Genomic DNA, 25251 nt, shown 5'->3' with positions numbered 1-25251 from the left:
CATAGAGGAAGAGAAATAAGAGTGAAATGAGGCGAAATATATGCTGCCAGAATGGAAACAGATTCGTTCAAAGAAAATTAGCCCAGTATATTTAATTATTGGAACAGAGGATTATATTATTAATGAAACGAAACAACTTTTAATAGACAATATTTTGGATGGGGAAGAAGTAGAATTTAATTATGCTAATCTGGATTTAGAAGAAATGCCAATCGAAGTAGTTGTCCAAGAAGCAGAAAGTATGCCATTTTTTGGGGATAAACGTTTAGTGATGGCAAATAATCCCATTTTCTTAACTTCAGAAAAAAGCAAAAACAAAGTAGAACATGACACAGCAAAGTTAGAAGCTTATTTAAATGAGCCGGTTGATTACTCTGTATTATGTTTTGTGGCACGGGTAGAGAAACTAGACGAACGAAAAAAACTCACTAAACTACTCAAAAAAACAGCTACTGTAATTGAGGCAAAAAGACCCAATGAAAATGAGCTGAAAAAATGGATTGAAGCTAAATTACAGGAGAATGATATACACATGTCACAATCTGCTATCAATCGGCTTACAGAATTAACAAGTGGACAACTCACAACTGCAATGAACGAATTGCAAAAATTAATGTTATATTGCTTTGAAACGAAAGAAATCACGATTCAAGATGTAGAATCTTTAGTTGTTCGATCATTAGAACAAAATATTTTCTTGTTACTCGACAAAATGATTGCGATGGATATTGCTGGTGCACTTCGAATTTATTATGATTTATTAAAACAAAAAGAAGAGCCTATTAAAATTCTAGCATTAATTTCTAGTCAGTTTAGACTATTAAACCAATTAAAATTACTAGAACAACAGGGATATTCACAACAACAAGCAGCCACCAAGCTGAAAGTGCATCCATTTCGAGTTAAATTAGCGTCTAAACAAGCGAAGAATTTTTCAGAAAATCAGCTAAATCAAGCATTAAAACGACTAGCTGAAATAGATTATGAAATGAAAACTGGTTTTGGCGATAAAGAACAAAAACTAGAGTGGTTTTTGTTTGAATTACAAGACAATCGACAAAAGACGGTATAAAAATAAGCTTTGTCTAATGCGGACAAAGCTTATTAAAAAAACAAAAAACACCACACAAGGTGTGATGTTTTATACCAGAATCGGTATTATTTAGCTAATTTAGCAGCTAAGCGAGATTTGTTGCGAGCAGCATTATTTTTGTGAATCAATCCTTTGCTCACAGCGCTATCTAATTTTTTTGATGCTTCTACGTAAAGATCTTTCGTATTTTCCGCGTTGTTTGCAGCAGCTTCATCAAATTTCTTGATAGCAGTACGCATTGCAGAACGTTGAGATGCATTACGGCTGTTACGAGTTTCAGCAGTTTTTACACGTTTAATTGCAGATTTAATATTTGGCATTCCATTCACCTCCGTCCAAACTAATGAGGTAGTATTTATTTCATATAACATACCTTTTTAAATTATATCAGAACAAATGCTATTATACCGAAATCAAAGCAATATTGCAATAATACTTTCCATTTTATTTTAAATTTATCTGTAAACAATAAAGAAGTCATTGAATGTTAAGCGTTCTACTGATATAATCAAGGATAGCTTGCCATCGGATTTATGCGATGAGTTCTAATCAGGAGCTGGGGAAATGAACAAAGAAGAAATGAATGCAAGACAAAAGAAAATTAGAAACTTTTCGATTATCGCGCATATAGATCATGGTAAATCTACACTCGCCGATCGGATTTTAGAAAAAACTGGTGCTTTAACGCATCGCGAAATGAAAAATCAGCTACTAGATTCGATGGATTTAGAACGTGAACGCGGGATAACCATTAAATTAAATGCTGTACAACTAAAATATAGAGCAAAAGACGGAGAAACATATATTTTCCATCTAATTGATACACCAGGGCATGTCGATTTTACATATGAAGTATCTCGAAGTTTAGCTGCTTGTGAAGGTGCTATTCTCGTTGTAGATGCTGCGCAAGGTATTGAAGCGCAGACACTCGCGAACGTTTATTTGGCACTCGATAACGACTTAGAGATTTTACCAGTCATTAATAAGATTGATTTACCTGCTGCAGATCCAGAAAGAGTCCGTGAAGAGATTGAAGATGTAATTGGTCTTGATGCATCCGACGCTGTTCTTGCATCCGCAAAATCAGGAATCGGAATTGAAGATATTCTTGAACAAATCGTTGAAAAAGTTCCAGAACCAACTGGAGATGTTACTAAACCACTAAAAGCACTCATTTTTGACTCTGTATTCGACGCCTATCGTGGAGTTATTGCGAACATTCGGATTATGGATGGCGTCGTAAAGGCTGGTGACAGAATCAAAATGATGTCTAATGGGAAAGAATTTGAAGTGACAGAAGTAGGCGTATTCTCACCAAAAGCCACGCCACAAGATGAACTACTTGTTGGGGATGTCGGTTACTTAACTGCTGCCATTAAAAATGTAGGAGATACACGTGTTGGTGATACCATTACGCTCGCCAATAATCCTGCAGAAGAAGCATTAGATGGTTACCGTAAGCTCAATCCAATGGTTTATTGTGGTCTGTATCCAATTGACTCATCTAAATACAATGATCTTCGTGATGCACTTGAAAAACTAGAATTGAATGATTCAGCTTTACAATTTGAAGCAGAGACTTCTCAAGCTTTAGGATTTGGTTTCCGTTGTGGTTTCTTAGGATTACTACATATGGAAATCATCCAAGAACGAATCGAACGCGAATTTAATATTGATTTAATTACAACTGCGCCAAGTGTTATTTATCACGTGAATCTAACAGATGGATCGAATATTATTGTCGATAATCCAGCTGAAATGCCTGAACCAGGCGTAATCGAAAGCGTGGAAGAACCATATGTTAAAGCAACTGTAATGGTACCAAATGATTATGTTGGAGCAGTTATGGAACTTGCACAAAACAAACGCGGGAATTTTATTACGATGGAATATTTAGATGACATTCGGGTTAGTATTGTTTATGAAATCCCATTGTCTGAAATTGTATATGACTTTTTTGATCAATTAAAATCATCTACAAAAGGTTATGCATCCTTTGATTATGAATTAATTGGCTATAAAGCTTCCAAACTAGTGAAAATGGATATTCTCTTAAATGCAGAAAAAGTGGATGCACTTAGCTTTATCGTTCACCGTGATTTTGCCTACGAGCGTGGAAAAATCATTGTGGAGAAATTAAAAGAACTTATTCCAAGACAACAATTTGAAGTACCTATTCAAGCAGCAATTGCAACGAAAATTGTTTCACGTTCTACTATTAAAGCACTACGTAAAAACGTACTTGCTAAATGTTATGGAGGGGACGTATCCCGTAAACGGAAACTCCTAGAGAAACAAAAAGAAGGTAAAAAACGCATGAAACAAATCGGTTCCGTTGAAGTTCCACAAGAAGCCTTCATGGCAATCTTGAAAATGGATGAATCGAAATAATAAAAAGGTTGTGCTGTGAGCTCACGTTCACGGCACAACCTTTTTATGTATGATACGGATAAATTAAATCATGTTTTTTCTTCTCCATAGTGACATAATTCCGCTCAGAAGTAATGACTTCTACGGCATCAGGAGAGGAATACTTCGCAATTTTTACATCAACTTCTTTTAGATTTTCCGTTAATTTCTCTAAATTTTTCAAAACAACTTTCCGATGATCCAAGAGTAACTGTTTCCGAGCTTCAATAGAAACAGGTCCTTCCATCACGCAATCAATATATGTGCGGATTTGTTTCAACGGCATTCCTGTATTTTTCAAGCAACAAATCGTATGAATTAAATTTAAGTCTGATTCCGTAAATTCGCGGTAGCCAGATTGATTTTTAGAAACAAATGGCAATAAACCTTGCTTATCATAGTAACGCAATGTATAAATCGACAAATTAAATATTTTGGACACTTCTTTGATAGAATAAGTCATTTTAACCTCCAATAAATAGCTTCCTTGCCCTACACTATACTCTAGGGTTTAAAGTAAGTATAAAGTTAATAATGAAAATAAGCAAAATTAACTACTATTGGAGGAATTCACGATGAAAAACAACGTATTGGTAACAGGTGGGACTGGATTTTTAGGAATGCATATTATCTTTCAATTATTGCAACAAGGGTATGATGTCAAAACAACAGTACGCTCTTTAAAAAGTAAAGAAAAAGTAATAGAAGTATTGCGAAATAATGGATTAGCAAATTTTACGAAGCTATCCTTTGTCGAACTTGATTTATCTAAAGATGAAGGTTGGGAAGAAGCCATGCGTGATTGTAAATATGTGTTAAGTGTTGCATCACCTGTATTTTTCGGTAAATTTAAAAATGAAGAGGAATTAATAAGCCCAGCAATCGAAGGTATTACAAGAATTTTGAAAGCAGCGAAAAAGGCAAAAGTGAAACGAGTTGTTATGACTTCTAATTTTGGTGCAGTTGGTTTTAGCAACGCGAACAAAAATAGCATTACAACAGAACAGTACTGGACAGACGAATTTACTAAGGGTTTGTCTGCATATGAAAAATCCAAACTAATTGCAGAAAAAGAAGCTTGGAAATTCATGGAAAATGAAACGGAATTAGAGTTCGCTACCATCAATCCGGTTGCCATTTTTGGTCCATCACAAAGCAATCACGTCTCCGGAAGCTTTGACTTATTAAAAAATCTGTTAAACGGTTCTATGAAACGCGTCATAAACATTCCGCTAAACGTAGTAGATGCTAGGGATGTTGCCAATTTACACATTCTCGCAATGATTACCCCAGAAGCAAACGGAGAACGTTTTATTGCATCAGCTGACGGAGAAATTAGTATGGCAGATATTGCGAATTTGCTTCAACGAGAACGTCCTGAACTAGTGGATAAAATGCCGAAAAAAACATTACCAAATGCAGCTATAAAAGCAGCGGCTTTATTTAGTAAGCACGCCAAAGAAGGCGAGTTGATGATTAATATGAATCGCCAAATAAGCAATTCAAAAGCGAGAGATGTTTTAGGATGGAAGCCGATTTCGACAAAAGAAGAAGCCGTTCTTGCTGCAGTGGATAGTTTGGCAAAGTATGGTTTATTAGATTAAAAGCGAATCCTGCACAAAAGCACTGAAAAATATGTTAAACTGACTAATGGACAACGAAGCAAATTTTAAGTGCAAGGAATTGATAAAAATGATAAATACAAACCTATCGAGTAATGAAAGTTCCGCGGTATATATCCATATTCCGTTTTGCGAACATATTTGCTATTACTGCGATTTTAATAAAGTATTCTTAGAAGGACAACCGGTCGACGAATACGTAGATTTACTGATTAAAGAAATGGAATTAACAGTCGCAAAAGGACTAATAGCGCCAGTCGACACGGTATTTGTCGGTGGAGGCACACCTACAACCTTAAACGAAGCGCAAATTGCGAGACTCTGCACCGCCATTCATAACACTCTGCCGCTCAAAAAAGATATCGAATTTTCGTTTGAAGCCAACCCAGGAGATCTTTCGCTATATAAACTACAAGCAATGCAAGATCACGGAGTTAATCGTATTAGCATGGGTGTTCAAAGCTTCAACAATGAACTTCTCAAAAAAATTGGTCGCATTCATACTGTAAAAGATGTTTATCAATCCGTCGAAAATATGCGCAAAATCGGATTTGAAAATGTAAGCATTGATTTAATCTTTAGCTTGCCAGGACAAACAGAAGCCGATTTCCAAGATACATTAAAACAAGCGCTTGACCTTGATTTACCGCATTACTCTGCGTATTCACTGATCATCGAACCAAAAACGATTTTTTACAACCTTATGCAAAAGGGAAAACTTTTCCTTCCTGGTCAAGATGCCGAGGCAAATATGTACGATTTACTTCTCAACGAAATGGAAAAGCACGGTCGTAAACAATATGAGATTAGTAATTTTGCTAAAGAAGGATTTCAGAGTAAACACAATATCACTTATTGGAGCAATGAACATTACTACGGATTTGGCGCCGGAGCACACGGCTATGTCGGCAATACACGCTATAGCAATTTCGGCCCAATCAAAAAATACATGGAACCCTTGCAAGAGAATATACTCCCAACATTTCAACAAAAAGAACTTACATTAAAAGAAAAAATGGAAGAAGAAATGTTTTTAGGACTTAGAAAAGTGGACGGCGTGGATAAAAAACATTTCAAGCAAAAATTCGGCCAAGATTTAGATGCAACATTTGCGAATGCGATTCAAAAAACAACCGCAAAAGGCTGGCTAGAAAATAACGAAGAAAATGTGGCGCTTACAAGAAATGGCCGGTTTTTAGGCAATAATGTTTTCCAAGAATTTTTGTGAAACCGCACTGACTGACCATTTTTGACCAAACAATCCTACTTTAGTCTGAAATTGAGTGTTTTCGGTTGACTAAGCTAGAATTGTTTGGTAAATTTATACTTGTATTTAGCACTTGACGTTATTGAGTGCTAAAAGAGGTGATAGATATGTTAACTGAAAGACAACTTTTGATTTTCCGTGCCATCATCGATCATTTCACTTGGACTATTCAGCCAGTTGGTTCGAAAAATTTGCTGAAAGAGAAGGCGTTACCATACAGCTCAGCGACTATCCGAAACGAGATGGGTGTTTTAGAAGAATATGGTTTTATTGAAAAAACACACTCTTCCTCAGGACGTGTTCCATCAGAAAAAGGGTATCGCTTTTATGTCGATTATTTACTCAAGCCTCAAAAGCTTGATAAATCTGACAGGCAAATGATTCGTTCTTTCTTCTCGGAAAATTATTACGAGATGGAAGGACTTATTCAAAATTCAGCATCGATGTTATCCGATTTAACTAATTACACGTCCATTTTACTTGGCCCAGAGGCGACAAAAAATCATTTAAGCGGGTTTAGATTTGTACCAATAAATCATTTTCAAGCAATGCTCATTTTAATAACTGATCAAGGACATGTTGATAATCATCTCGTTACAATACCTGAGGGTACGACGTTATCGGATATTGAACGTATGGTAAATATTTTAAATGAACGGTTGGTCGGGCTTTCGCTGGACGATTTAAAATTACAAATTCCAATGGAAGTGAAAGAATTACTTGAAAAACACGTAAGAAACTATGAAAGTTTTATGCATGTTTTTTCTGATTCTTTCACACAAGCAAGTCAACAAAAAGTGTATATTGGCGGGAAAACAAATATTTTCAATCAACCGGAATTTCATGACATCAATAAAGTCCGTGAGATGCTGCGTTTGATGGAAGAGGAACAAGATGTTTATGAGCTATTCAGAGATATTCCAGATGGCTTACAAGTGAAGATTGGCCGGGAAAACAATAATAGTCTAATGGAAGATTGTAGCATCATTACCGCAACGTACAATATTGCTGGAGAACGTGTTGGTGGCATTGTCCTCCTTGGTCCGACTAGAATGGAATACAGTCGGATGATGGGATTAGTTGATGTAATGAGCCGAGATTTAACCGATGTGTTAACGAAACTTTATCGTGATAACCAAAAATAGGAAGGCTGAAAAAACAGCTGTTTTTTCAGGAGGTGGCAAAAGTGTCTGAGAAAAAAAACAAAAAAGAAAAGCTTGCTGATGAAATCGAACAAGAAGAATTAAATATTTTAGATGAATCAGATGAAACAACGGAAGAAAATATTGCAGAGAATACTTTGACAGAAGATCAAGCGAAAATCTTAGAACTTGAGAATAAACTTGATGAAATGGAAAATCGTTATCTGCGAACGCAAGCAGATTTTGATAATGTCAAAAAAAGACATATAGCTGAACTTGATGCTAAGCAAAAGTATCGTTCACAAAGTTTAGCGCAAGACTTACTTCCAGCACTAGACAGTTTTGAAAAAGCACTTGCAACAAAAGCGGAACAAGAAGAAGTAAAACAAATTCTAAAAGGTATGGAAATGGTTTATAATCAAATTCTTGTTGCTTTTGAAAAAGAAGGTATTGAAGTGATTCCGGCTATTGGGGAGCAATTTGATCCGAATTTCCATCAAGCAGTGATGCAAGATAGTAATGAAGATATCGCTAGCAATGAAATTACTGCTGAACTTCAAAAAGGCTACAAACTAAAAGATCGGGTTATTCGCCCGTCCATGGTAAAAGTAAATCAATAAAAAATAATAACTAAATTCACAGGAGGAAATAACAATGAGTAAAATTATCGGAATTGACTTAGGAACTACAAACTCTGCAGTTGCAGTGTTAGAAGGCGGAGAAGCAAAAATCATCCCTAACCCAGAAGGCGCGCGTACAACTCCTTCTGTTGTTGGTTTTAAAAATGGCGAACGTCAAGTAGGGGAAGTAGCAAAACGTGCTGCTATTACAAACCCAAATACAATTAGTTCTATTAAACGCCACATGGGTACAAACTACAAAGAAACAATCGAAGGAAAAGACTATTCCCCACAAGAAATCAGTGCAATCATCCTTCAATACCTAAAAAGCTATGCAGAAGATTATCTTGGTGAAACTGTAGACAAAGCGGTTATCACTGTTCCTGCTTATTTTAATGATGCCCAACGTCAAGCAACAAAAGACGCTGGTAAAATCGCTGGCTTAGAAGTAGAACGTATTATTAACGAACCAACAGCGGCTGCCCTTGCATACGGTATGGATAAAACGGAAACAGACCAAACTATTTTAGTATTTGACCTTGGTGGCGGTACATTTGACGTATCTATATTAGAACTTGGCGACGGCGTATTTGAAGTACATTCTACTGCCGGCGATAATGAATTAGGTGGAGATGACTTCGATAAAAAAATTATTGACTACCTAGTTGCTGAATTCAAAAAAGATAACGGAATTGATTTAAGCAAAGACAAAATGGCGCTTCAACGTTTGAAAGATGCTGCTGAAAAAGCGAAAAAAGATCTTTCTGGCGTAACAAGTACCCAAATTTCTTTACCATTTATTACCGCTGGAGAAGCTGGACCACTTCACTTAGAAGTAACACTTACTCGTGCTAAATTTGATGAATTAACCCATGATTTAGTAGAACGTACTATTGCTCCAACTCGCCAAGCTTTGAAAGATGCAAACCTTTCTGCTAGCGATATTGATCAAGTTATTTTAGTTGGTGGATCTACTCGTATTCCAGCAGTTCAAGAAACAATTAAAAAAGAATTAGGCAAAGAACCACATAAAGGTGTAAACCCAGATGAAGTAGTAGCAATGGGTGCTGCAATTCAAGGTGGAGTTATCACTGGTGATGTGAAAGATGTTGTACTACTTGACGTTACTCCACTTTCCCTTGGTATCGAAACAATGGGTGGCGTGATGACTACGCTAATCGAACGTAACACAACTATCCCGACATCTAAGTCACAAACATTCTCTACCGCTGCTGATAATCAACCAGCAGTAGATATCCATGTGCTTCAAGGTGAACGTCCAATGGCAAAAGACAATAAAACATTAGGCCGTTTCCAATTAGCAGACATTCCAGCAGCACCACGTGGAATTCCTCAAATCGAAGTATCCTTTGATATCGACAAAAATGGTATCGTAACCGTTCGTGCAAAAGATCTTGGAACTGGTAAAGAACAAAACATCGTTATCAAATCTTCTTCAGGTTTAACAGACGAAGAAATTGAGAAAATGGTTCAAGATGCTGAAGCTAACGCTGAAGAAGATAAAAAGAACAAAGAAAATGCTGAACTTCGCAACAATGCTGACCAATTAGTATTCACTGTTGATAAAACATTGAAAGAACTAGAAGGCAAAGTAGACGAAGATGAAGTGAAAAAAGCAGAAGCTGCACGTGATGAATTACAAGAAGCGCTTAAAGGGGAAGATTTTGAAGCAATCAAAGAAAAAACAGATAGCTTAAACGAAATCGTTCAAAACCTTTCCGTTAAATTATACGAACAAGCTGCGGCGGAACAACAAGCAGCTGCTGGCGAAGAAGGTCAAGAAGCTCCTAAAAATGACGATGTAGTCGATGCGGATTTTGAAGAAGTAAATGACGACGATAAAGAAAGCAAATAATCTTTTTAAAAAAAGCTTGGTTAAAGAGTCAAAGTCTACTGTGGCTTTGGCTTTTTATCTGAAATAAACTTTTTACAACATGACTTTCAAGTGTTACAATACTTTAGGACTATAAAAATCTATTATGGACAGGAGTGATGGCGGATGGCAAAACGAGATTATTATGAAGTGCTTGGTATTTCCAAGAGTGCCTCAGCAGACGAAATAAAAAAAGCGTACCGGAAACTGTCCAAGCAGTATCATCCGGATATAAATAAAGAAGCCGGTGCAGATGAAAAATTCAAAGAAATATCGGAAGCCTATGAAGTTTTAAGTGATACGCAAAAACGTGCACAATATGATCAATACGGTCATGTGGACCCAAATCAAGGTTTCGGAGGCGGCACTGGCGGTTACAGCAGTGGCGGGTTCTCTGGATTTGAAGACATCTTTGATACATTCTTTGGTGGAGGTGGACGTCAACAAGACCCAAATGCACCACGACAAGGTAGCGATTTACAATATACAATGCGTCTTAAATTCAAAGAAGCCGTTTTCGGTAAAGATGCAGAAATCGAAATCCCACGTGAAGAAAACTGTGATACATGTCACGGATCAGGCGCGAAACCAGGAACTACACCAGAAAAATGTAGTCACTGTGGGGGTAAAGGTTCTATCAATGTGGAACAAAACACGCCATTTGGTCGTGTAGTAAACAAACGGACATGTCAATACTGTAATGGTACTGGTAAAGAAATTAAAGAAAAATGTGCGACATGTCATGGTAAAGGTCGCGTAACTAAAACGAAGAAAATTAAAGTGAAAGTACCTGCTGGTGTGAACGATGGCCAACAAATGCGCGTATCTGGTGAAGGAGAAGCTGGTGTCAACGGCGGACCTAGTGGCGACTTATATGTTGTGTTTGTCGTTATCCCGGATGAGTTTTTCGAACGAGAAGCAGACGATATTTATGTGGAAGTACCAATCACATTCGTCCAAGCTACTTTAGGTGATGAGATTGATGTTCCAACAGTTCATGGTAAAGTACGCTTGAAAATCCCTAGTGGAACACAAACAGGAACCACTTTCCGCTTGCGTGGTAAAGGAGTTCCGCATCTTCGTGGTAACGGAACTGGTGATCAACATGTTATCGTGAAAGTGATTGTACCGAAAAAACTAGATGATAAACAAAAAGAAATTTTACGTGAATTTGCTTCTACTACTGGAGACAAAGTAGATGAGCAAACATCGGGTTTCTTTGACAAAATGAAACGAGCTTTTAAAGGCGATTGATGAGTGAGGAGAGGTCGATAGTTGTGTGAAAAGCAACCATCGACCTTTTCTACATACTAAAGGAGTGTTAAAAAATGGAATGGTCAGAAGTGGAAGTCCATACAACCAATGAAGCAGTGGAACCTGTTGCAAATGTACTTACGGAATTCGGTGCAGCAGGCGTATCCATTGAAGATGTAGCCGATTTTTTACGTGAACGAGAAGATAAGTTTGGTGAGATCTATGCATTAAAACGAGAAGACTATCCAGAAGATGGTGTGATTATTAAAGCCTACTTCTTGAAAACAACCGAATTTATCAAGCAAATTCCAGAAATCGAAAAAACACTAAAGAATCTTACTACATTCGATATTCCACTTGGTAAGTTCCAATTTGTTGTCAATGATGTAGATGACGAAGAGTGGGCTACAGCTTGGAAAAAATATTATCATCCAGTCCAAATTACTGATAGAATTACGATTGTTCCTAGTTGGGAATCCTATACACCAGCAGCAAATGAAATCATTATTGAACTAGACCCAGGAATGGCTTTTGGAACTGGTACCCATCCGACAACACAATTATGCATCCGGGCACTAAGCGACTATCTACAACCAGGCGATCAATTAATTGATGTTGGGACTGGTTCTGGAGTCTTGAGCATCGCAAGTGCTAAACTGGGGGCTAAATCCATTCTAGCAACGGATTTGGATGAAGTAGCTATTCGCGCCGCAGACGAAAATATTCGTTTAAATAAAACCGATGCTATTGTCATGGTAAAACAAAATAACCTGCTTCAAGATATCAATCAAACCAACATGGATATCATTGTCGCGAATATTTTAGCGGAAGTTATTTTACTTTTCCCAGAAGATGTCTATGCGGCACTTAAACCAGGTGGTATATTTATTGCATCCGGAATTATCCAAGAGAAAGCGAAGATAGTAGAAGAAGCGCTAAAGAATGCTGGACTCATTATTGAAAAAATCGAGCAACAAGGGGATTGGGTTGCGATTATTTCCAAACGAGGAGTGGAATAAATGCAGCGTTATTTTGTTAATCAAGAGTTAGAAAATGATTCAGAACCGATTCGAATTATTGGAGAAAACTTTCACCACATAACTCGTGTGATGCGCATGAAACCTAACGATCAAGTTTATGTTGTTTTTTCGAATAATCAAACAGCGATAGCTGAAATAACAAATACAAACGAAGAAGAAGTACAATTAAGGCTTGTCGAGTGGCTTGATGAAACGACAGAGTTACCGATTCAAATGACTATCGCAAGTGGTTTACCAAAAGGTGATAAGCTTGAATTCATCGTTCAAAAAAGCACGGAACTTGGCGCTCACGCATTTGTTCCTTTTAAAGCAGAGCGATCTGTTGTAAAATGGGACGAAAAAAAAGTAGCTAAAAAAATCGAGCGACTTCAAAAAATTGCACAAGAAGCTGCGGAACAATCGCATCGAACAGTCATTCCTGAAGTCCGTTTTGCTAACAGTTTGAAAGAACTACTATTAAATAGTGACTCTTTTGATTATATTGTTGTCGCTTACGAAGAAAGTGCTAGAGAAGGAGAAGACAATACACTTTCTACGTTATTCAAGGAAGTGACCCCTAATCAGTCAGTCTTATTCATTTTTGGTCCAGAAGGTGGCATCAGTGAAAAAGAGCTATTTTTCATGCAAGAAAAAGGGGTAAAACTTGCTGGACTTGGCCCGAGAATTTTAAGAACAGAAACAGCGCCACTTTATGTTTTATCAGCTACATCATTCTATTTTGATCTATATAAAAATAAAAACGATTAACATTTAAAAGATTTATGCGAAAGTTAACGATTTCATGTTGACGATGCCCGATGTTTCGTATATAATTTTTAATGAGTGAATGCTTATCTGCATTACTTCAGAATAATTCATAATTTATTTTCCGTTATGTCCTATTCTGGAACTTAAATGAAGGATTTAAGTGAGTGCATGTAAGTGCCGGAGGGAGGGAAAGAGAGATGTCAAAAACAGTAGTTCGTAAAAACGAATCGCTTGAAGATGCTCTTCGTCGCTTTAAACGTACTGTTTCCAAAAGTGGAACTTTGCAAGAATCCAGAAAGCGCGAATTTTATGAAAAGCCAAGCGTAAAACGTAAGAAAAAATCCGAAGCAGCAAGAAAACGCAAATTCTAATTAAAAGGCGATGATTTCGTTGACACTGCTTGACAAGTTAAATGAAGATATGAAGCAAGCGATGCGCGATAAAGAGAAAGAAAAGCTTTCCGTTATTCGCATGTTAAAAGCAGCTTTACAAAACGAAGCAATTCACCAAGGTGCGAAAGATCTTACTCCGGATGATGAAGTAACCGTGATTTCCCGCGAACTCAAACAGCGCAGAGATTCTCTGTCTGAATTTGAAAAAGCTGGACGTAACGACCTTTCTGATAAAGTCCGTTCCGAGATTGTCATTGTTGAGGACTATGCGCCAAAACAATTGACTCCTGAAGAGCTTGAGAATATTGTGAAAGCAACTATCGAAGAAGTTGGCGCATCTAGTAAAGCTGATTTCGGCAAAGTAATGTCCGCTATCATGCCTAAAGTAAAAGGCAAAGCTGACGGTGGTGCAGTTAACCAATTCGTAAAAAAATATCTTTCATAAACTAATTCAAACTAGTTTTGAAACGTAAAGAAACAGGGTTCCTTCGTATTTTTATGAAGAAATCCTGTTTTTTTACGCTCATTTCAAGAAGAATTCACTTATTACTACCGCTTCGTTTTTCAAGTGCGCTGGTTTCGTGTATAATATAACTAATCAAGGCACTTATAACAGGTGAAGGGGTTAACCAATGCTAAATGAATTTAATGAAATAGTCGAATTAACGGATGATACAAATATCCAAGATTTATTCGGCAATAACAATAAGAATATTGAACTTTTAGAAGAATTGCTTCAGGTAAAAATTATTACACGGGGAGAAACACTGTCTATTACCGGCGATGAAGAAGCTGTTAAGCATACTACTGCAGTTTTAGCAGAACTTATTTTGACTGTAAAAAGAGGCATTCATATCGATGGACGCGATATCGCTCAAGCCGTAAAAATGCAAAAAAATGGGACGCTGATTTACTTCCATACACTATTTGAAGACGAAATCACCAAAAATGCTAAAGGAACTCCTATTAGACCAAAAACTTTCGGACAAAGAACTTATATCCAAATGATAAAAAAACACGATATTGTTTTTGGCGTTGGCCCAGCTGGAACTGGAAAAACATATTTAGCTGTCGTTATGGCGGTGGATGCTTGGAAAAAAGGAAAAGTCAGCAAAATTATTTTAACAAGACCTGCTGTTGAAGCTGGTGAAAGCTTAGGCTTTTTACCTGGTGACTTAAAAGAGAAAGTAGATCCTTATTTACGCCCTGTATACGACGCACTATATGATATTTTTGGTACGGAACATACAACAAGGTTAATGGATAGAGGCGTGATTGAGATAGCTCCTCTGGCTTATATGAGAGGTCGTACGTTGGATCATGCGTTTGTTATTCTTGATGAAGCACAAAATACGACTATCGCTCAAATGAAAATGTTTTTAACCCGTCTTGGTTATGATTCCAAAATGATTGTAAACGGAGACATGACACAAATTGATTTACCAAAAGGCGCAATGAGTGGTCTCGTTAATGCTGAACAAGTTTTGAAAGATGTAAAAGATATCGGTTTTGTTTATTTTGAACACCACGATGTTGTCAGACACCCTCTTGTTGCTGAAATTATTAAAGCTTATGAAGGGAAACAAAATTAGAGAGGAGACTAAGGTGTGAAGCTAGCCAAGAAGTGGAGAAATTGGTACATCGAAAGCGGGAAAAAATACCTTTTCCCAGTACTCCTGATTTGTTTTGCTGTCATAGCGTACTTTCTTGTCTGCCAAATGACCAAACCAGAATCATATAACGTGAAGTTATTCCAAGTTGCTGAGAAAACAATTCGTTCTCCGCAAACCGTAGAAGATACAGAAAAAACAAAAGAAGAGCGCACTAAAGCTAGTGCTGATGTGGAAGATGTTTATGTATATAATCGTGAAACAGGACAAAATCGAGTAGCGCTCGTTAAAAGTTTATTTGCTTATGTCAATGAAGTAAATACGGAAGCTAAAGAAGCGGACACGAAAAATAAAGCAAAAGCAGCAAAAGATAATAAACCTGCTCCTGCCCCAACTTCTACAGAAACCAAACTAAAAAGTTTAAAAACAAAGCTATCTAGCAACGTTTCCGAAAAAATTACGTCAAATATTTCAGATGAGATATTTACAACCTTGCTTGAAGCGGACAGTAAAGACTTTAATACCATGGAAGAAGTTATTACGACAGAAGTAGCCAAAACAATGGAAGACAACATTCGTGAGGAAAATCTAAATGCCGCTAAGATTAGAGCACGTGATGATATTGAACTTTCTGCGATTCCTTCATACTACAAAAATGTATCCAAGGCATTAGTTTCTTACGCAATTGTCCCAAATGAAACTTATAGTGAAGAACAAACAGAAGACAGACGTAAAGAAGCAGCACAAGCTGTTGTACCAGTAAAAATTTTGCAAGGGCAAGTGATTGTGCAAGAGGGGCAAATTGTCGATAGAGAAACCTATCGCCAATTAAACATGCTGCACTTGTTGGATCAAAAAATGCCCGTAAAACAGTATGCTGGTTTTGCACTGTTTATTATGGCACTTGCTGCAATCCTATTTCTCTACACTAAAAAACAGACACAACCAAAAGAAAAGAAAATGCAGACGATGCTTATTTTCTCCTCGGTTTATTTGACATCACTTGTCATGCTAATGATTATATTATTTTTAGAAACGCAGGGAGTATCTAATATTTCGTATCTCTTCCCCGCGGCTTTTGCTCCAATGATTCTGAAAATTTTGCTGAACGAAAAGTATGCCTTTTTAAGTGTTGCCTATATAGCAGCAACCAGCCTTTTTGTTTTCCAAAACGATTCCACTAGCGGAATAACTAGTTTTATTTTATTAAGCGGGATAACAAGTGTGGTAGCATTGCGTGACTATAGTAGACGTTCTGCTATCGTATTTTCTGGATTTATGGTTGGTTTAATTAATATGGGGTTTGTGTTTATGCTTTTACTAATTAACAATAACACCATCTTCCAATTTTCAACCGTGATGTCACTCGGTTATGCCTTTGTTGGAGGATTTGGCGCATTTATTTTAGGTATCGGGCTCATTCCTTTATTTGAAACAATCTTCGGACTATTAACTACAAGTCGTTTGGTCGAACTCGCTAATCCAAATCATCCATTACTAAAAAAAATCTTAATGAAAGCTCCAGGAACTTATCACCATAGTATGATGGTAGCTAATTTAGCGGAAGCGTGTGCAGATAAAATCGGTGCAAACAGTTTGCTCGTACGTGTTGGTTGCTTTTATCATGACATTGGTAAAACATTACGACCTCCATACTTTGTAGAGAATCAATTACAAGGAATTAATCCGCACGATAGGCTGACACCAGAACAAAGTCGTGATATAATTCTTTCGCATACAAAAGACGGGGCAGAGATTCTAAAAGAAAATCACATGCCGCAACCAATTATTGATATTGCCTTGGAGCATCATGGTACGACATTGCTTAAATATTTTTACTATAAAGCAAAAGAAACAAATCCGGACATAAAAGAAAGTGATTATCGTTATAGCGGTCCAAAACCACAAACAAAAGAAATCGCGATAATCAATATATCTGATAGTGTTGAAGCAGCTGTGCGTTCAGCCGCAGAGCCTACTATGGCCAAAATAACAGAAATTATTGATGGCATTATTAAAGAGCGTTTTCTCGATGGTCAGTTTACAGAATGTGATATTACTATAAAAGAAATTAAAACTATTCGTGATACATTAATTGCCACATTGAACGGGATATATCATCAACGAATTCAATATCCAGATGATAAAGATTGAAAGAGGAGGACAAAAAATGACAGTCCTAGAAATCGATTTAATAGATGAAACTAAAGAACTCCCAGCAGAAGACAAAAAACTAGTAGAAAATATTTTGCAATTTGCAGCAGATTATTTAAAAATGGATCAAGGAACAGAACTTTCCTTAACTTTTACGACCAACGAAGGTATTCGAGAAATTAATCGCGACTATCGAAATAAAGATCAAGCAACGGATGTTATTTCTTTTGCGCTAGAAGAACTTGGTGAAGGGGAAACAGAAATAGACTGGGCTGATTTTGATTTAGAAACACCTAAAATGCTTGGAGATATTATTATTTCCACTGAAAAAGCAGAAGAACAAGCAAAAGAGTATGGGCATACAAAAGCAAGAGAGCTTGGGTTTCTAGCAGTTCATGGTTTACTGCACTTGCTTGGATATGATCACATGGAGCCAGATGAAGAAAAGATTATGTTTGGCTTACAAAAAGAAGTGTTGGATGCTTATGGACTTGAAAGATAGAAAATATAAACGTAGTAAAAACTATGCAGAATCATTTCAGCATGCATTCACAGGTTTAAAAACAGCCTTTTTAGAAGAACGAAATATGCGTTTTCATACATTTGCAGCACTTGCTGTTGTCATTTGTGGCTTTTTTTTTCACGTTACTAAATCAGAGTGGATCTTGTTAATTCTTTCCATATTTGGTGTATTAACTCTTGAGATGGTCAATACAGCAATAGAAAGAGCAGTAGATGTTGCTACAGAGCAATATATTGATGAAGCGAAAAAAGCCAAGGATGTAGCGGCTGGCGCAGTATTACTTGCAGCCTTTGTAGCAAGCGTTATTGGTTTAATTATATTCATACCATATTTTTGTCAGATGTTTTTATAAAAAGAAGGGATTGTGACTTGCTCAATGAAAGAAAGTAATTTTATCTCACTCGCTAAACAAGCTAGAGAATTTGCTTATGTTCCTTACTCCGAATTTCCGGTTGGGGCTGCCCTCGTTACGACAGATGATGAAGTCATACTCGGATGTAACATCGAAAATGCGTCTTTTGGTTTAACCAATTGTGCCGAACGAACAGCTATTTTTAAAGCAGTATCAGAAGGAAAACGCGATTTTAAGCAATTGGTTGTTGTGGCTGACACGGAAGGGCCTGTCTCCCCGTGTGGAGCTTGTAGACAGGTCATTAGTGAATTTTGTGCACCAGATATGCCAGTAATTTTAACAAACTTAACAGGAAAAACAGCGACGGTAACGGTGAGAGATCTTTTACCAGGCGCATTCACATCGGAGGATATGTTATGAGCGAACCATTTAAATCAGGATTTGTAGCTATTGTTGGGCGACCTAATGTTGGGAAATCAACTCTGTTAAATCATATTATCGGTCAAAAAATTGCGATTATGAGCGATAAAGCGCAAACTACTAGAAACAAAGTACAAGGTGTCTATACAACAGATGAATCACAAATTATCTTTATCGATACACCAGGAATACATAAACCAAAACATAAGCTAGGCGATTTTATGGTAAAAATTGCTTTAAATACTTTTCAAGAAGTGGACTTAATTTATTTTGTTATTGATGCATCTACTGGGTTTGGTCGTGGAGATGAATTTATCATTGAAAAATTGAAAAATGTCCAAACACCGGTATTTCTTTTAATAAACAAAATCGATTTAATTTCTCCTGAAGAATTATTTAAACTAATCGAACAGTACCGGGAATTACTGGATTTTGAAGAAATTATTCCGATTTCAGCACTTCAAGGTAACAATGTTCCTAATTTGTTAGACCAAACGAATGCTAACTTAGAGATTGGACCAATGTATTATCCGAAAGACCAAATTACTGATCATCCTGAACGGTTTATTATTTCCGAGTTAATTCGTGAACAAGTATTGCAATTAACAAGAGAAGAAGTTCCACATTCCGTTGCAGTTGTCATTGAAGGCATTGAAAAAAATCCTAAAACAGAAAAACTAACGATCAACGCGACGATTATTGTCGAGAGAAGTACGCAAAAAGGGATTATTATCGGTAAACAAGGGCAAATGCTAAAACAAATTGGAATGCGTGCTAGAAAAGAAATCGAAAGTTTACTTGGTTCCAAAGTATTTTTAGAAATTTGGGTAAAAGTACAGAAGAACTGGCGCGATAAAGAACATTATTTACATGATTATGGTTTCGATAGAGAAGAATATTAAAAAAACCCCGTATACAAATCACTTTGTGTACGGGATTTTTTCTAGTTATTCTGTCCAGTTATAGTTATCATATTCCACATCATATGGTCCGAAATTATACACCTTATAGAAAAGCGTTAATTCTTTCGTTTCTCCAGGTTTAATTGTTCCTGAAAACACTTTTTCTGTAATTTCTTCTCCATAATCATCATCTGCATAATCATAAAGTAACACATCTTCGGAAGAAAAAGTAATCTCATCTGCTCCCGAATTTTTCACTTTCATATTAACAGAATAAATATCATAATCTGCTTTTTCGCGGTAGATCACCGGTTTGTTGATTGTCACAGTACTTTCATCATCCATCGTCACTGTCTGACCGTATTTCACATCGATGTAGTCATCATCAAAGTTATCCGTGTAATCATCGGAATAGCTATCAGAATTACCAAAGTCAGAAGTAAACGAAAATGGATTGCTAAAGCTTTGTAGAAGACTAGTGGTAACTAAGTTTAAACCGCCTAGGATAATATAAAAGCCAATTCCAAGTGATAGTCCGGAAACAATAATTCCGGCCCATTTTTCCTTCCTTACGATAAGTAACACAATTCCTACAATGAGACCTATGAATGTAAGTAAAAAGAAGCCAACAAGTATAAGTAAGAGATTCATAGCTAACAGTTTCCTTTCTAACTCGCCTTTTTTCTTTATTTTACAATAGCTGACGGCGGAAAGATAGCAATAAATATTAAAAGACACAATCCTTTAGAAAATGATATAATAAGACGAATGCAAAGGGGGCTAACCACATGGAAAAATGCGAGGGAATCGTTATACGCCAAACTAGTTACCGAGAATCAGATAAAATTGTTCGTATGTATACGCGTGAATTCGGAAAAATTGGTGTGGTGGCTCGAGGTGCGAAAAAGACGAAAAGCAGACTAGCGGCAGTAACCCAATTATTTACAAGTGGTTACTTTACTTTTTTTGGCGGGAACGGACTAGGAACACTGCAACAAGGAGAGGTTATTGAAAATTTCTCTTCTATTCAACAAGATATTTTTATGACGGCGTATGCAACCTATGTATGCGAATTACTTGATAAGGCTACTGAAGAACGACAACCTAATCCGTATTTATATGAATTAACTTTTCAAATTTTGCGGGATATTGATGAAGGGTATGATCCCCAAATTTTGACACAAATTTTTGAAATGAAAATGCTACCAGTACTAGGACTTTACCCAACGATGGATAAATGTGCTATTTGCGGAGAAACAACTGGCCATTTTGACTTTTCTACACGGAGTAACGGGATTATCTGTCATCGCTGTTATGACAAAGACCGCTACCGCATGCACTTACCAGAAAATGTTGTGAAATTACTTCGATTATTTTTCATCTTCCAATTAGATAGATTAGGAAACATCGATGTAAAACCAGAAACAAAAGAATGGTTACAAAAAGCGATTGATACGTATTACGATGAGTATTCTGGCCTATATCTAAAAAGTCGCAAATTTTTACGTGATATGGATAAATGGGAAAACATGTTAAAAAAAGAAAGTGACGATTGACTTTTTGACCAAAATACAGTATCTTTTAATATATCAACTAATAGGTACGTTGAAGGAAAATAGTAACAAAAAGCTCTATTTTAAGCGAATTCGGATTTTGGTGTGAGCCGAGTAGTTATCTTTTTGTGAAGGCGTTCTGGAGTACAGCGAAATCAAGGTGGGAATTGGTTAAATTCCAAATAGGGTGGAACCGCGAGATAACTCTCGTCCCTATATGCTTTAAATCAGCATATAGAGACGAGAGTTTTTATATTGGCTGAATTAACTTTGGAGGTGGAAGAAATGAATTTGCAAACAATGATTAGAACACTGCAAGATTATTGGTCTGAACAAGGTTGTATTATGTTGCAATCGTATGATGTGGAAAAAGGTGCTGGAACAATGAGTCCTTATACATTTTTAAAAGCCATTGGACCAGAACCATGGAAAGCAGGATATGTGGAGCCTTCTCGTCGTCCGGCAGATGGTCGTTATGGTGAAAATCCAAACCGTTTATTCCAACACCATCAATTCCAAGTGGTGATGAAGCCCTCTCCTGATAATATTCAAGAACTTTACCTTGGTTCTTTAGAAAAACTTGGAATTAACCCACTAGAACACGATATTCGTTTTGTAGAAGATAACTGGGAAAACCCTTCACTTGGTTGTGCTGGACTTGGATGGGAAGTATGGTTGGATGGGATGGAAATAACTCAGTTCACTTATTTCCAACAAGTAGGTGGCTTAGAATGTTTCCCAGTTACCTCTGAAATCACTTATGGCGTGGAGCGTTTAGCCAGTTATATTCAAGATAAAGAAAATGTGTTTGATTTAGAATGGACAGAAGGTATTAGTTACCAAGATATCTTTTTCCAAGCCGAATTTGAAAACTCTAAATATGCTTTTGAAACATCCAACACAGATATGTTATTAACCTTATTTGATACGTATGAAAGGGAAGCAGCTCGACAAATGCAAGCAGGACTTGTTTTCCCAGCTTATGATTATGTTTTAAAATGTTCTCATACATTTAATTTGCTTGACGCACGTGGTGTTGTTTCTGTTACAGAACGAGCGCAATATATCGGCCGAATTAGAAACTTAGCAAGACATATCGCAAAAACATTTTATGAATCACGCGAAAAACTTGGCTTCCCATTAGTCAAAGAAGAGGGAGGAAAACGTCATGAGTAAAGACTTTTTATTAGAAATTGGTTTAGAAGAAATGCCGGCGCAGTATGTGACAAGCTCCGTAGAACAATTGAAAAAAAGAATGACGGATTGGCTTCATGAAAATCAAATTACTTTTTCTGAAATTAAAACTTTTTCTACACCAAGACGCCTCACTGTTCTTGTTAGCAATATGGCAGAAGAACAAGCTAATCGTGTAGAAGAAGCAAAAGGCCCAGCAAAGAAAATCGCCTTGGACGAAGAGGGAAATTGGTCAAAAGCTGCATTAGGTTTTGCTAGAAGCCAAAGTATCAATCCAGCTGATTTAACTTTCCGTGAAATTAAAGGTGTGGAATACATTTATATTAAAAAAGAAGTAATTGGTAAAAAAACAACAGCCTTGCTACCACAGCTTCAAAAAGTAGTAACAAGCATGACTTTCCCAGTGAGTATGCATTGGGGTAGCAACGACTTACGCTATATTCGCCCAATTAAATGGTTAATCGCGATGTTCGGAACAGAGGTAATCCCATTTGAAATCACTGGAGTAGTGACGAGCAACATGTCTCGTGGTCATCGCTTCCTTGGGAAAACAGCTACAATCATGCAACCTAGCGACTATCAAAATGCGTTATTAGAACAATTTGTCGTGGTGGACGCAACAGCACGAAAAGAAGCGATTGCAGGACAATTGAAAGAACTAGCAGCACTAGAAAATTGGCAAATCAAAGAAGATACTGATTTACTAGAAGAAGTAACTAATTTAGTAGAGTATCCGACTGTCTTAGCAGGCAATTTTGAAGAAATATATTTAGAATTACCCGAAGAAATATTAATTACAACAATGAAAGAACATCAACGCTACTTCCCGGTTTTCAGCCAAGATGATAAATTGTTGCCACATTTTGTAACGGTTCGAAACGGCAATCATGAGAACCTAGAAACGGTTGCTCGCGGAAATGAAAAAGTTTTACGTGCTCGTTTATCCGATGCAGATTTCTTTTATCAAGAAGATTTAAAAATGACCATTGATGAGGCTGTAGCTAAACTTCCGAACATTGTGTTCCATGAAAAATTAGGAACGTTAACAGAAAAAATGAAACGTGTTCAAAAAGTTGCGTTGATGCTTGCTGACTATTTAAACTGGAAAGAAGAAGACAAAGAAGATATTATTCGTTTAACAGATATTTACAAATTTGATTTAGTGACAAATGTTGTGGGCGAATTTCCAGAATTACAAGGTTTGATGGGAGAAAAATATGCGCTATTACAAGGAGAAAAGCCAGCAATTGCAACAGCTATTCGTGAGCACTATCTGCCCAATTCCGCAGAAGGTGAATTACCACAAACGGATTTAGGTTCACTTATTGCGATTGCAGATAAATTAGAAACATTAGTTGGCTTCTTCTGTGTAAATATCGTTCCTACTGGTTCCGCTGATCCATTTGGCTTACGACGTAGCGCTTTTGGTGCAATGCGTATTATCCAGGCAAATGGTTGGGATATTCCAGTACTTGAACTTATTTCCCGTATTGTTGATATGGAAAGAGCGGAAGGTGCGGTGGAGCTTCCTAGTGACGACGTGAAAAAAGAAGTGCAGACATTCTTGAAAAATCGTTTACGGGTTGTTTTACAAAATCATCATATTCGTCACGATATTATTGATGCTGTCATCGGCGGGGATCCTAATGTTATACCGCAACTGGTCGACCGTGCACAAATTTTAAATAAACACGTAGAATCTGAATGGTTCCGTCCCACTATTGAAGCGCTAACTCGTGTTGTGAACATTTCGAAAAAATACGAAGAAGGAGTCGAAGTTGACCCAGCTTTATTCGAAAACGAATACGAACAAGCCTTGTTTGATAAATTAGAAGAACTAAAATACGATTATGCTAGTTTAACCATTGTAGAACGCTTGAAAGCATTTGCTGGACTTAGAACAACCATTGATGATTATTTCGATAATACACTGGTTATGAGTGACAATCTCGAACTAAAAAACAATCGCCTAGCTTTACTTTTTGAATTAGCAAGTTTTATTAAAGAATTTGCTCAAATGGATGAAATTAATGTAAAATAAAGAAAAGATTTCGAGTAAAGAGGAGGAAGTATGTATGACACAACCAGCCGTATACGTGGTTTCCGATTCAACAGGAGAAACGGCCGAACTGGTGACAAGAGCTGCACTTAGTCAATTTGGCCAAACACCCAAGTTCATTCATCGCTTTCACCATGTCGACTCTTCTCATATGATTGAAGAAATTGTTGATTTGGTAGCTGTAAATAATGGCATTATCGTGCATACAATTGTTTTAGAAAGTGTTCGAGAAGAGCTAAACCAGACAGCTCAAGCATTTGGGGTGCCAATTATTGACTTGTTTGGTCCACTTTTGAATCAGTTAGAGGAAACTTACAAGATTAAACCACTTTCAGAACCTGGTCGCGTTCGTTCAATGGATGAAGCGTACTTTAATAAGGTTGCAGCAATAGAATTTGCCGTAGAAAATGATGATGGTCGTAATCCTCGAGGCATTTTACAAGCAGATTATGTATTAATTGGAATTTCTAGAACATCGAAAACACCTTTATCTCAATATTTAGCGCTGAAAGGGTTGAAAATTGTTAATATACCTATCGTCCCTGAAGCACAAATTCCAGATGAGTTATTCGAAATTGATCCTAAAAAAATTATCGGATTAAAAATTAGCAAACAAAAATTAACTAAGATTAGGCAAGAAAGATTAATCTCCATTGGGTTGCCTGGAGCGGGTACTTACGCGAGTAATCAACGCATTGATGAAGAGCTAGCCATATTTAACAAACTTGCAAGTAAACTAAATTGCTTTGTACTGGATGTGACGAATAAAGCTATTGAAGAAACTGCCAATGAGATTTTGATCCACATCGGTGAAATTGTTGACGAAAATTTAGAATTATAAGAAGGACTTTTGCTTTTTGTGTCGAATATATATATTATACGGTGAAAACAGCTTGTAAAAATCGGCTTCTTCCCGTATAATTTAATATCGCGAACAAAAATGTTAAATCTACGAATAATAGTTAAAAACGGGTTAAAAACTCGTTTTTTAACTTGTCTTCATA

The 25251-nt window shown here is 36.8% G+C and carries 25 protein-coding genes and 1 other annotated feature; of the genes, 22 read left to right on the top strand and 3 right to left on the bottom strand.

Features of this window, described 5'->3' with window-relative positions:
• Nucleotides 1-40: 40 nt before the first annotated feature.
• A complete protein-coding gene (holA, locus tag JL53_RS08230) occupies nt 41-1072 on the top strand; it encodes a DNA polymerase III subunit delta (protein WP_038407328.1) in 1032 nt (343 codons plus the stop codon).
• 86 nt (nt 1073-1158) lie between these two features.
• On the opposite strand, the gene rpsT is transcribed toward holA, so the two are convergent.
• A complete protein-coding gene (gene rpsT, locus JL53_RS08225; RefSeq protein ID WP_003719773.1) occupies nt 1159-1413 on the bottom strand; it encodes a 30S ribosomal protein S20 in 255 nt (84 codons plus the stop codon).
• A 244-nt stretch (nt 1414-1657) separates the two neighbouring features.
• On the opposite strand from rpsT, the gene lepA reads away from it, so the two are divergent.
• Entirely contained in the window at nt 1658-3484 is a 1827-nt protein-coding gene (gene lepA / locus JL53_RS08220) for a translation elongation factor 4 (protein ID WP_003719772.1), read from the top strand.
• Between the two features lie 43 nt (nt 3485-3527).
• Here lepA and JL53_RS08215 read toward each other — a convergent pair whose 3' ends face one another.
• The gene (locus tag JL53_RS08215; RefSeq protein ID WP_038407327.1) at nt 3528-3965 is read right to left on the bottom strand and encodes a MerR family transcriptional regulator; all 438 of its coding nucleotides are present in this window, start codon (nt 3963-3965) and stop codon (nt 3528-3530) included.
• Between the two features lie 112 nt (nt 3966-4077).
• Here JL53_RS08215 and JL53_RS08210 point away from each other — a divergent pair, with 112 nt between their 5' ends.
• The 16 genes from JL53_RS08210 to era all read left to right on the top strand — a co-directional run bounded on the left by JL53_RS08210 (nt 4078) and on the right by era (nt 19441).
• On the top strand, nt 4078-5106 hold the full coding sequence (locus JL53_RS08210; RefSeq protein ID WP_038407325.1) for an NAD-dependent epimerase/dehydratase family protein: 1029 nt from the start codon (nt 4078-4080) through the stop codon (nt 5104-5106).
• 88 nt (nt 5107-5194) lie between these two features.
• Nucleotides 5195-6352, top strand: coding sequence for a radical SAM family heme chaperone HemW (hemW, locus tag JL53_RS08205; protein WP_038407324.1), 1158 nt, complete (start codon nt 5195-5197; stop codon nt 6350-6352).
• 146 nt (nt 6353-6498) lie between these two features.
• Nucleotides 6499-7536 carry a heat-inducible transcriptional repressor HrcA gene (hrcA, locus tag JL53_RS08200; protein WP_038407323.1) on the top strand — a complete coding sequence of 346 codons (1038 nt, stop codon included), beginning with the start codon at nt 6499-6501 and terminating at the stop codon, nt 7534-7536.
• Between the two features lie 41 nt (nt 7537-7577).
• Complete coding sequence (gene grpE, locus JL53_RS08195; protein ID WP_038407322.1) at nt 7578-8153, top strand: nucleotide exchange factor GrpE; 576 nt, start codon at nt 7578-7580, stop codon at nt 8151-8153.
• A gap of 34 nt (nt 8154-8187) precedes the next feature.
• A complete protein-coding gene (dnaK, locus tag JL53_RS08190) occupies nt 8188-10029 on the top strand; it encodes a molecular chaperone DnaK (RefSeq protein ID WP_038407320.1) in 1842 nt (613 codons plus the stop codon).
• Between the two features lie 144 nt (nt 10030-10173).
• Nucleotides 10174-11301, top strand: a complete 1128-nt coding sequence (gene dnaJ / locus JL53_RS08185; RefSeq protein ID WP_038407319.1) for a molecular chaperone DnaJ — start codon at nt 10174-10176, stop codon at nt 11299-11301.
• Nucleotides 11302-11375: 74 nt separating this feature from the next.
• Nucleotides 11376-12320, top strand: a complete 945-nt coding sequence (gene prmA, locus JL53_RS08180) for a 50S ribosomal protein L11 methyltransferase (RefSeq protein ID WP_038407318.1) — start codon at nt 11376-11378, stop codon at nt 12318-12320.
• Complete coding sequence (locus JL53_RS08175; RefSeq protein WP_038407316.1) at nt 12321-13088, top strand: 16S rRNA (uracil(1498)-N(3))-methyltransferase; 768 nt, start codon at nt 12321-12323, stop codon at nt 13086-13088. It begins immediately after the preceding gene.
• 197 nt (nt 13089-13285) lie between these two features.
• A complete protein-coding gene (rpsU, locus tag JL53_RS08170) occupies nt 13286-13459 on the top strand; it encodes a 30S ribosomal protein S21 (protein ID WP_003719762.1) in 174 nt (57 codons plus the stop codon).
• Between the two features lie 19 nt (nt 13460-13478).
• Entirely contained in the window at nt 13479-13925 is a 447-nt protein-coding gene (locus JL53_RS08165; protein ID WP_038407315.1) for a GatB/YqeY domain-containing protein, read from the top strand.
• Nucleotides 13926-14112: 187 nt separating this feature from the next.
• Nucleotides 14113-15072, top strand: coding sequence for a PhoH family protein (locus JL53_RS08160; protein WP_003719760.1), 960 nt, complete (start codon nt 14113-14115; stop codon nt 15070-15072).
• Nucleotides 15073-15087: 15 nt separating this feature from the next.
• Nucleotides 15088-17244 (top strand): HD family phosphohydrolase, encoded by a 2157-nt coding sequence (locus tag JL53_RS08155; protein ID WP_038407313.1) that lies wholly within the window; start codon nt 15088-15090, stop codon nt 17242-17244.
• Nucleotides 17245-17260: 16 nt separating this feature from the next.
• Nucleotides 17261-17746, top strand: coding sequence for an rRNA maturation RNase YbeY (gene ybeY / locus JL53_RS08150; RefSeq protein WP_038407312.1), 486 nt, complete (start codon nt 17261-17263; stop codon nt 17744-17746).
• The gene (locus tag JL53_RS08145) at nt 17724-18119 is read left to right on the top strand and encodes a diacylglycerol kinase family protein (RefSeq protein WP_038407311.1); all 396 of its coding nucleotides are present in this window, start codon (nt 17724-17726) and stop codon (nt 18117-18119) included. Before ybeY ends, JL53_RS08145 begins: the two co-directional genes overlap by 23 nt.
• Nucleotides 18120-18143: 24 nt before the next feature.
• Nucleotides 18144-18539 (top strand): cytidine deaminase, encoded by a 396-nt coding sequence (locus JL53_RS08140; protein WP_038407310.1) that lies wholly within the window; start codon nt 18144-18146, stop codon nt 18537-18539.
• On the top strand, nt 18536-19441 hold the full coding sequence (era, locus tag JL53_RS08135) for a GTPase Era (RefSeq protein ID WP_003719755.1): 906 nt from the start codon (nt 18536-18538) through the stop codon (nt 19439-19441). The genes JL53_RS08140 and era overlap by 4 nt, the downstream gene beginning before the upstream one ends.
• A 45-nt stretch (nt 19442-19486) precedes the next feature.
• Here era and JL53_RS08130 read toward each other — a convergent pair whose 3' ends face one another.
• Entirely contained in the window at nt 19487-20092 is a 606-nt protein-coding gene (locus tag JL53_RS08130; RefSeq protein WP_003719754.1) for a DUF4352 domain-containing protein, read from the bottom strand.
• Between the two features lie 137 nt (nt 20093-20229).
• On the opposite strand from JL53_RS08130, the gene recO reads away from it, so the two are divergent.
• The 4 genes from recO to JL53_RS08110 all read left to right on the top strand — a co-directional run bounded on the left by recO (nt 20230) and on the right by JL53_RS08110 (nt 25088).
• A complete protein-coding gene (recO, locus tag JL53_RS08125; RefSeq protein ID WP_038407309.1) occupies nt 20230-20997 on the top strand; it encodes a DNA repair protein RecO in 768 nt (255 codons plus the stop codon).
• A 40-nt stretch (nt 20998-21037) separates the two neighbouring features.
• Nucleotides 21038-21212: a binding site (T-box leader), on the top strand.
• 67 nt (nt 21213-21279) lie between these two features.
• Nucleotides 21280-22170, top strand: coding sequence for a glycine--tRNA ligase subunit alpha (gene glyQ, locus JL53_RS08120; protein ID WP_038407308.1), 891 nt, complete (start codon nt 21280-21282; stop codon nt 22168-22170).
• A complete protein-coding gene (gene glyS / locus JL53_RS08115; RefSeq protein WP_038407307.1) occupies nt 22163-24229 on the top strand; it encodes a glycine--tRNA ligase subunit beta in 2067 nt (688 codons plus the stop codon). The genes glyQ and glyS overlap by 8 nt, the downstream gene beginning before the upstream one ends.
• Nucleotides 24230-24263: 34 nt before the next feature.
• Nucleotides 24264-25088, top strand: coding sequence for a pyruvate, water dikinase regulatory protein (locus JL53_RS08110; protein ID WP_003719750.1), 825 nt, complete (start codon nt 24264-24266; stop codon nt 25086-25088).
• Nucleotides 25089-25251: the final 163 nt, after the last annotated feature.

It is taken from the genome of Listeria ivanovii subsp. londoniensis (assembly GCF_000763495.1).
GTDB lineage: Bacteria > Bacillota > Bacilli > Lactobacillales > Listeriaceae > Listeria > Listeria londoniensis.
The sequence above is the reverse complement of the archived record's forward strand: the minus strand, read 5'-3'. Positions and strand labels throughout refer to the sequence as shown.

Coding starts and splice junctions, on each gene's coding strand:
- recO (WP_038407309.1), top strand. CDS start 20,230: ATGGAAAAATGCGAGGGAATCGTTATACGCCAAACTAGTTACCGAGAA.
- JL53_RS08160 (WP_003719760.1), top strand. CDS start 14,113: ATGCTAAATGAATTTAATGAAATAGTCGAATTAACGGATGATACAAAT.
- glyQ (WP_038407308.1), top strand. CDS start 21,280: ATGAATTTGCAAACAATGATTAGAACACTGCAAGATTATTGGTCTGAA.
- JL53_RS08175 (WP_038407316.1), top strand. CDS start 12,321: ATGCAGCGTTATTTTGTTAATCAAGAGTTAGAAAATGATTCAGAACCG.
- JL53_RS08140 (WP_038407310.1), top strand. CDS start 18,144: ATGAAAGAAAGTAATTTTATCTCACTCGCTAAACAAGCTAGAGAATTT.
- JL53_RS08145 (WP_038407311.1), top strand. CDS start 17,724: ATGCTTATGGACTTGAAAGATAGAAAATATAAACGTAGTAAAAACTAT.
- era (WP_003719755.1), top strand. CDS start 18,536: ATGAGCGAACCATTTAAATCAGGATTTGTAGCTATTGTTGGGCGACCT.
- hrcA (WP_038407323.1), top strand. CDS start 6,499: ATGTTAACTGAAAGACAACTTTTGATTTTCCGTGCCATCATCGATCAT.
- holA (WP_038407328.1), top strand. CDS start 41: ATGCTGCCAGAATGGAAACAGATTCGTTCAAAGAAAATTAGCCCAGTA.
- JL53_RS08130 (WP_003719754.1), bottom strand. CDS start 20,092: ATGAATCTCTTACTTATACTTGTTGGCTTCTTTTTACTTACATTCATA.
- JL53_RS08210 (WP_038407325.1), top strand. CDS start 4,078: ATGAAAAACAACGTATTGGTAACAGGTGGGACTGGATTTTTAGGAATG.
- dnaJ (WP_038407319.1), top strand. CDS start 10,174: ATGGCAAAACGAGATTATTATGAAGTGCTTGGTATTTCCAAGAGTGCC.
- dnaK (WP_038407320.1), top strand. CDS start 8,188: ATGAGTAAAATTATCGGAATTGACTTAGGAACTACAAACTCTGCAGTT.
- prmA (WP_038407318.1), top strand. CDS start 11,376: ATGGAATGGTCAGAAGTGGAAGTCCATACAACCAATGAAGCAGTGGAA.
- glyS (WP_038407307.1), top strand. CDS start 22,163: ATGAGTAAAGACTTTTTATTAGAAATTGGTTTAGAAGAAATGCCGGCG.
- JL53_RS08110 (WP_003719750.1), top strand. CDS start 24,264: ATGACACAACCAGCCGTATACGTGGTTTCCGATTCAACAGGAGAAACG.
- ybeY (WP_038407312.1), top strand. CDS start 17,261: ATGACAGTCCTAGAAATCGATTTAATAGATGAAACTAAAGAACTCCCA.
- JL53_RS08215 (WP_038407327.1), bottom strand. CDS start 3,965: ATGACTTATTCTATCAAAGAAGTGTCCAAAATATTTAATTTGTCGATT.
- rpsU (WP_003719762.1), top strand. CDS start 13,286: ATGTCAAAAACAGTAGTTCGTAAAAACGAATCGCTTGAAGATGCTCTT.
- hemW (WP_038407324.1), top strand. CDS start 5,195: ATGATAAATACAAACCTATCGAGTAATGAAAGTTCCGCGGTATATATC.
- rpsT (WP_003719773.1), bottom strand. CDS start 1,413: ATGCCAAATATTAAATCTGCAATTAAACGTGTAAAAACTGCTGAAACT.
- lepA (WP_003719772.1), top strand. CDS start 1,658: ATGAACAAAGAAGAAATGAATGCAAGACAAAAGAAAATTAGAAACTTT.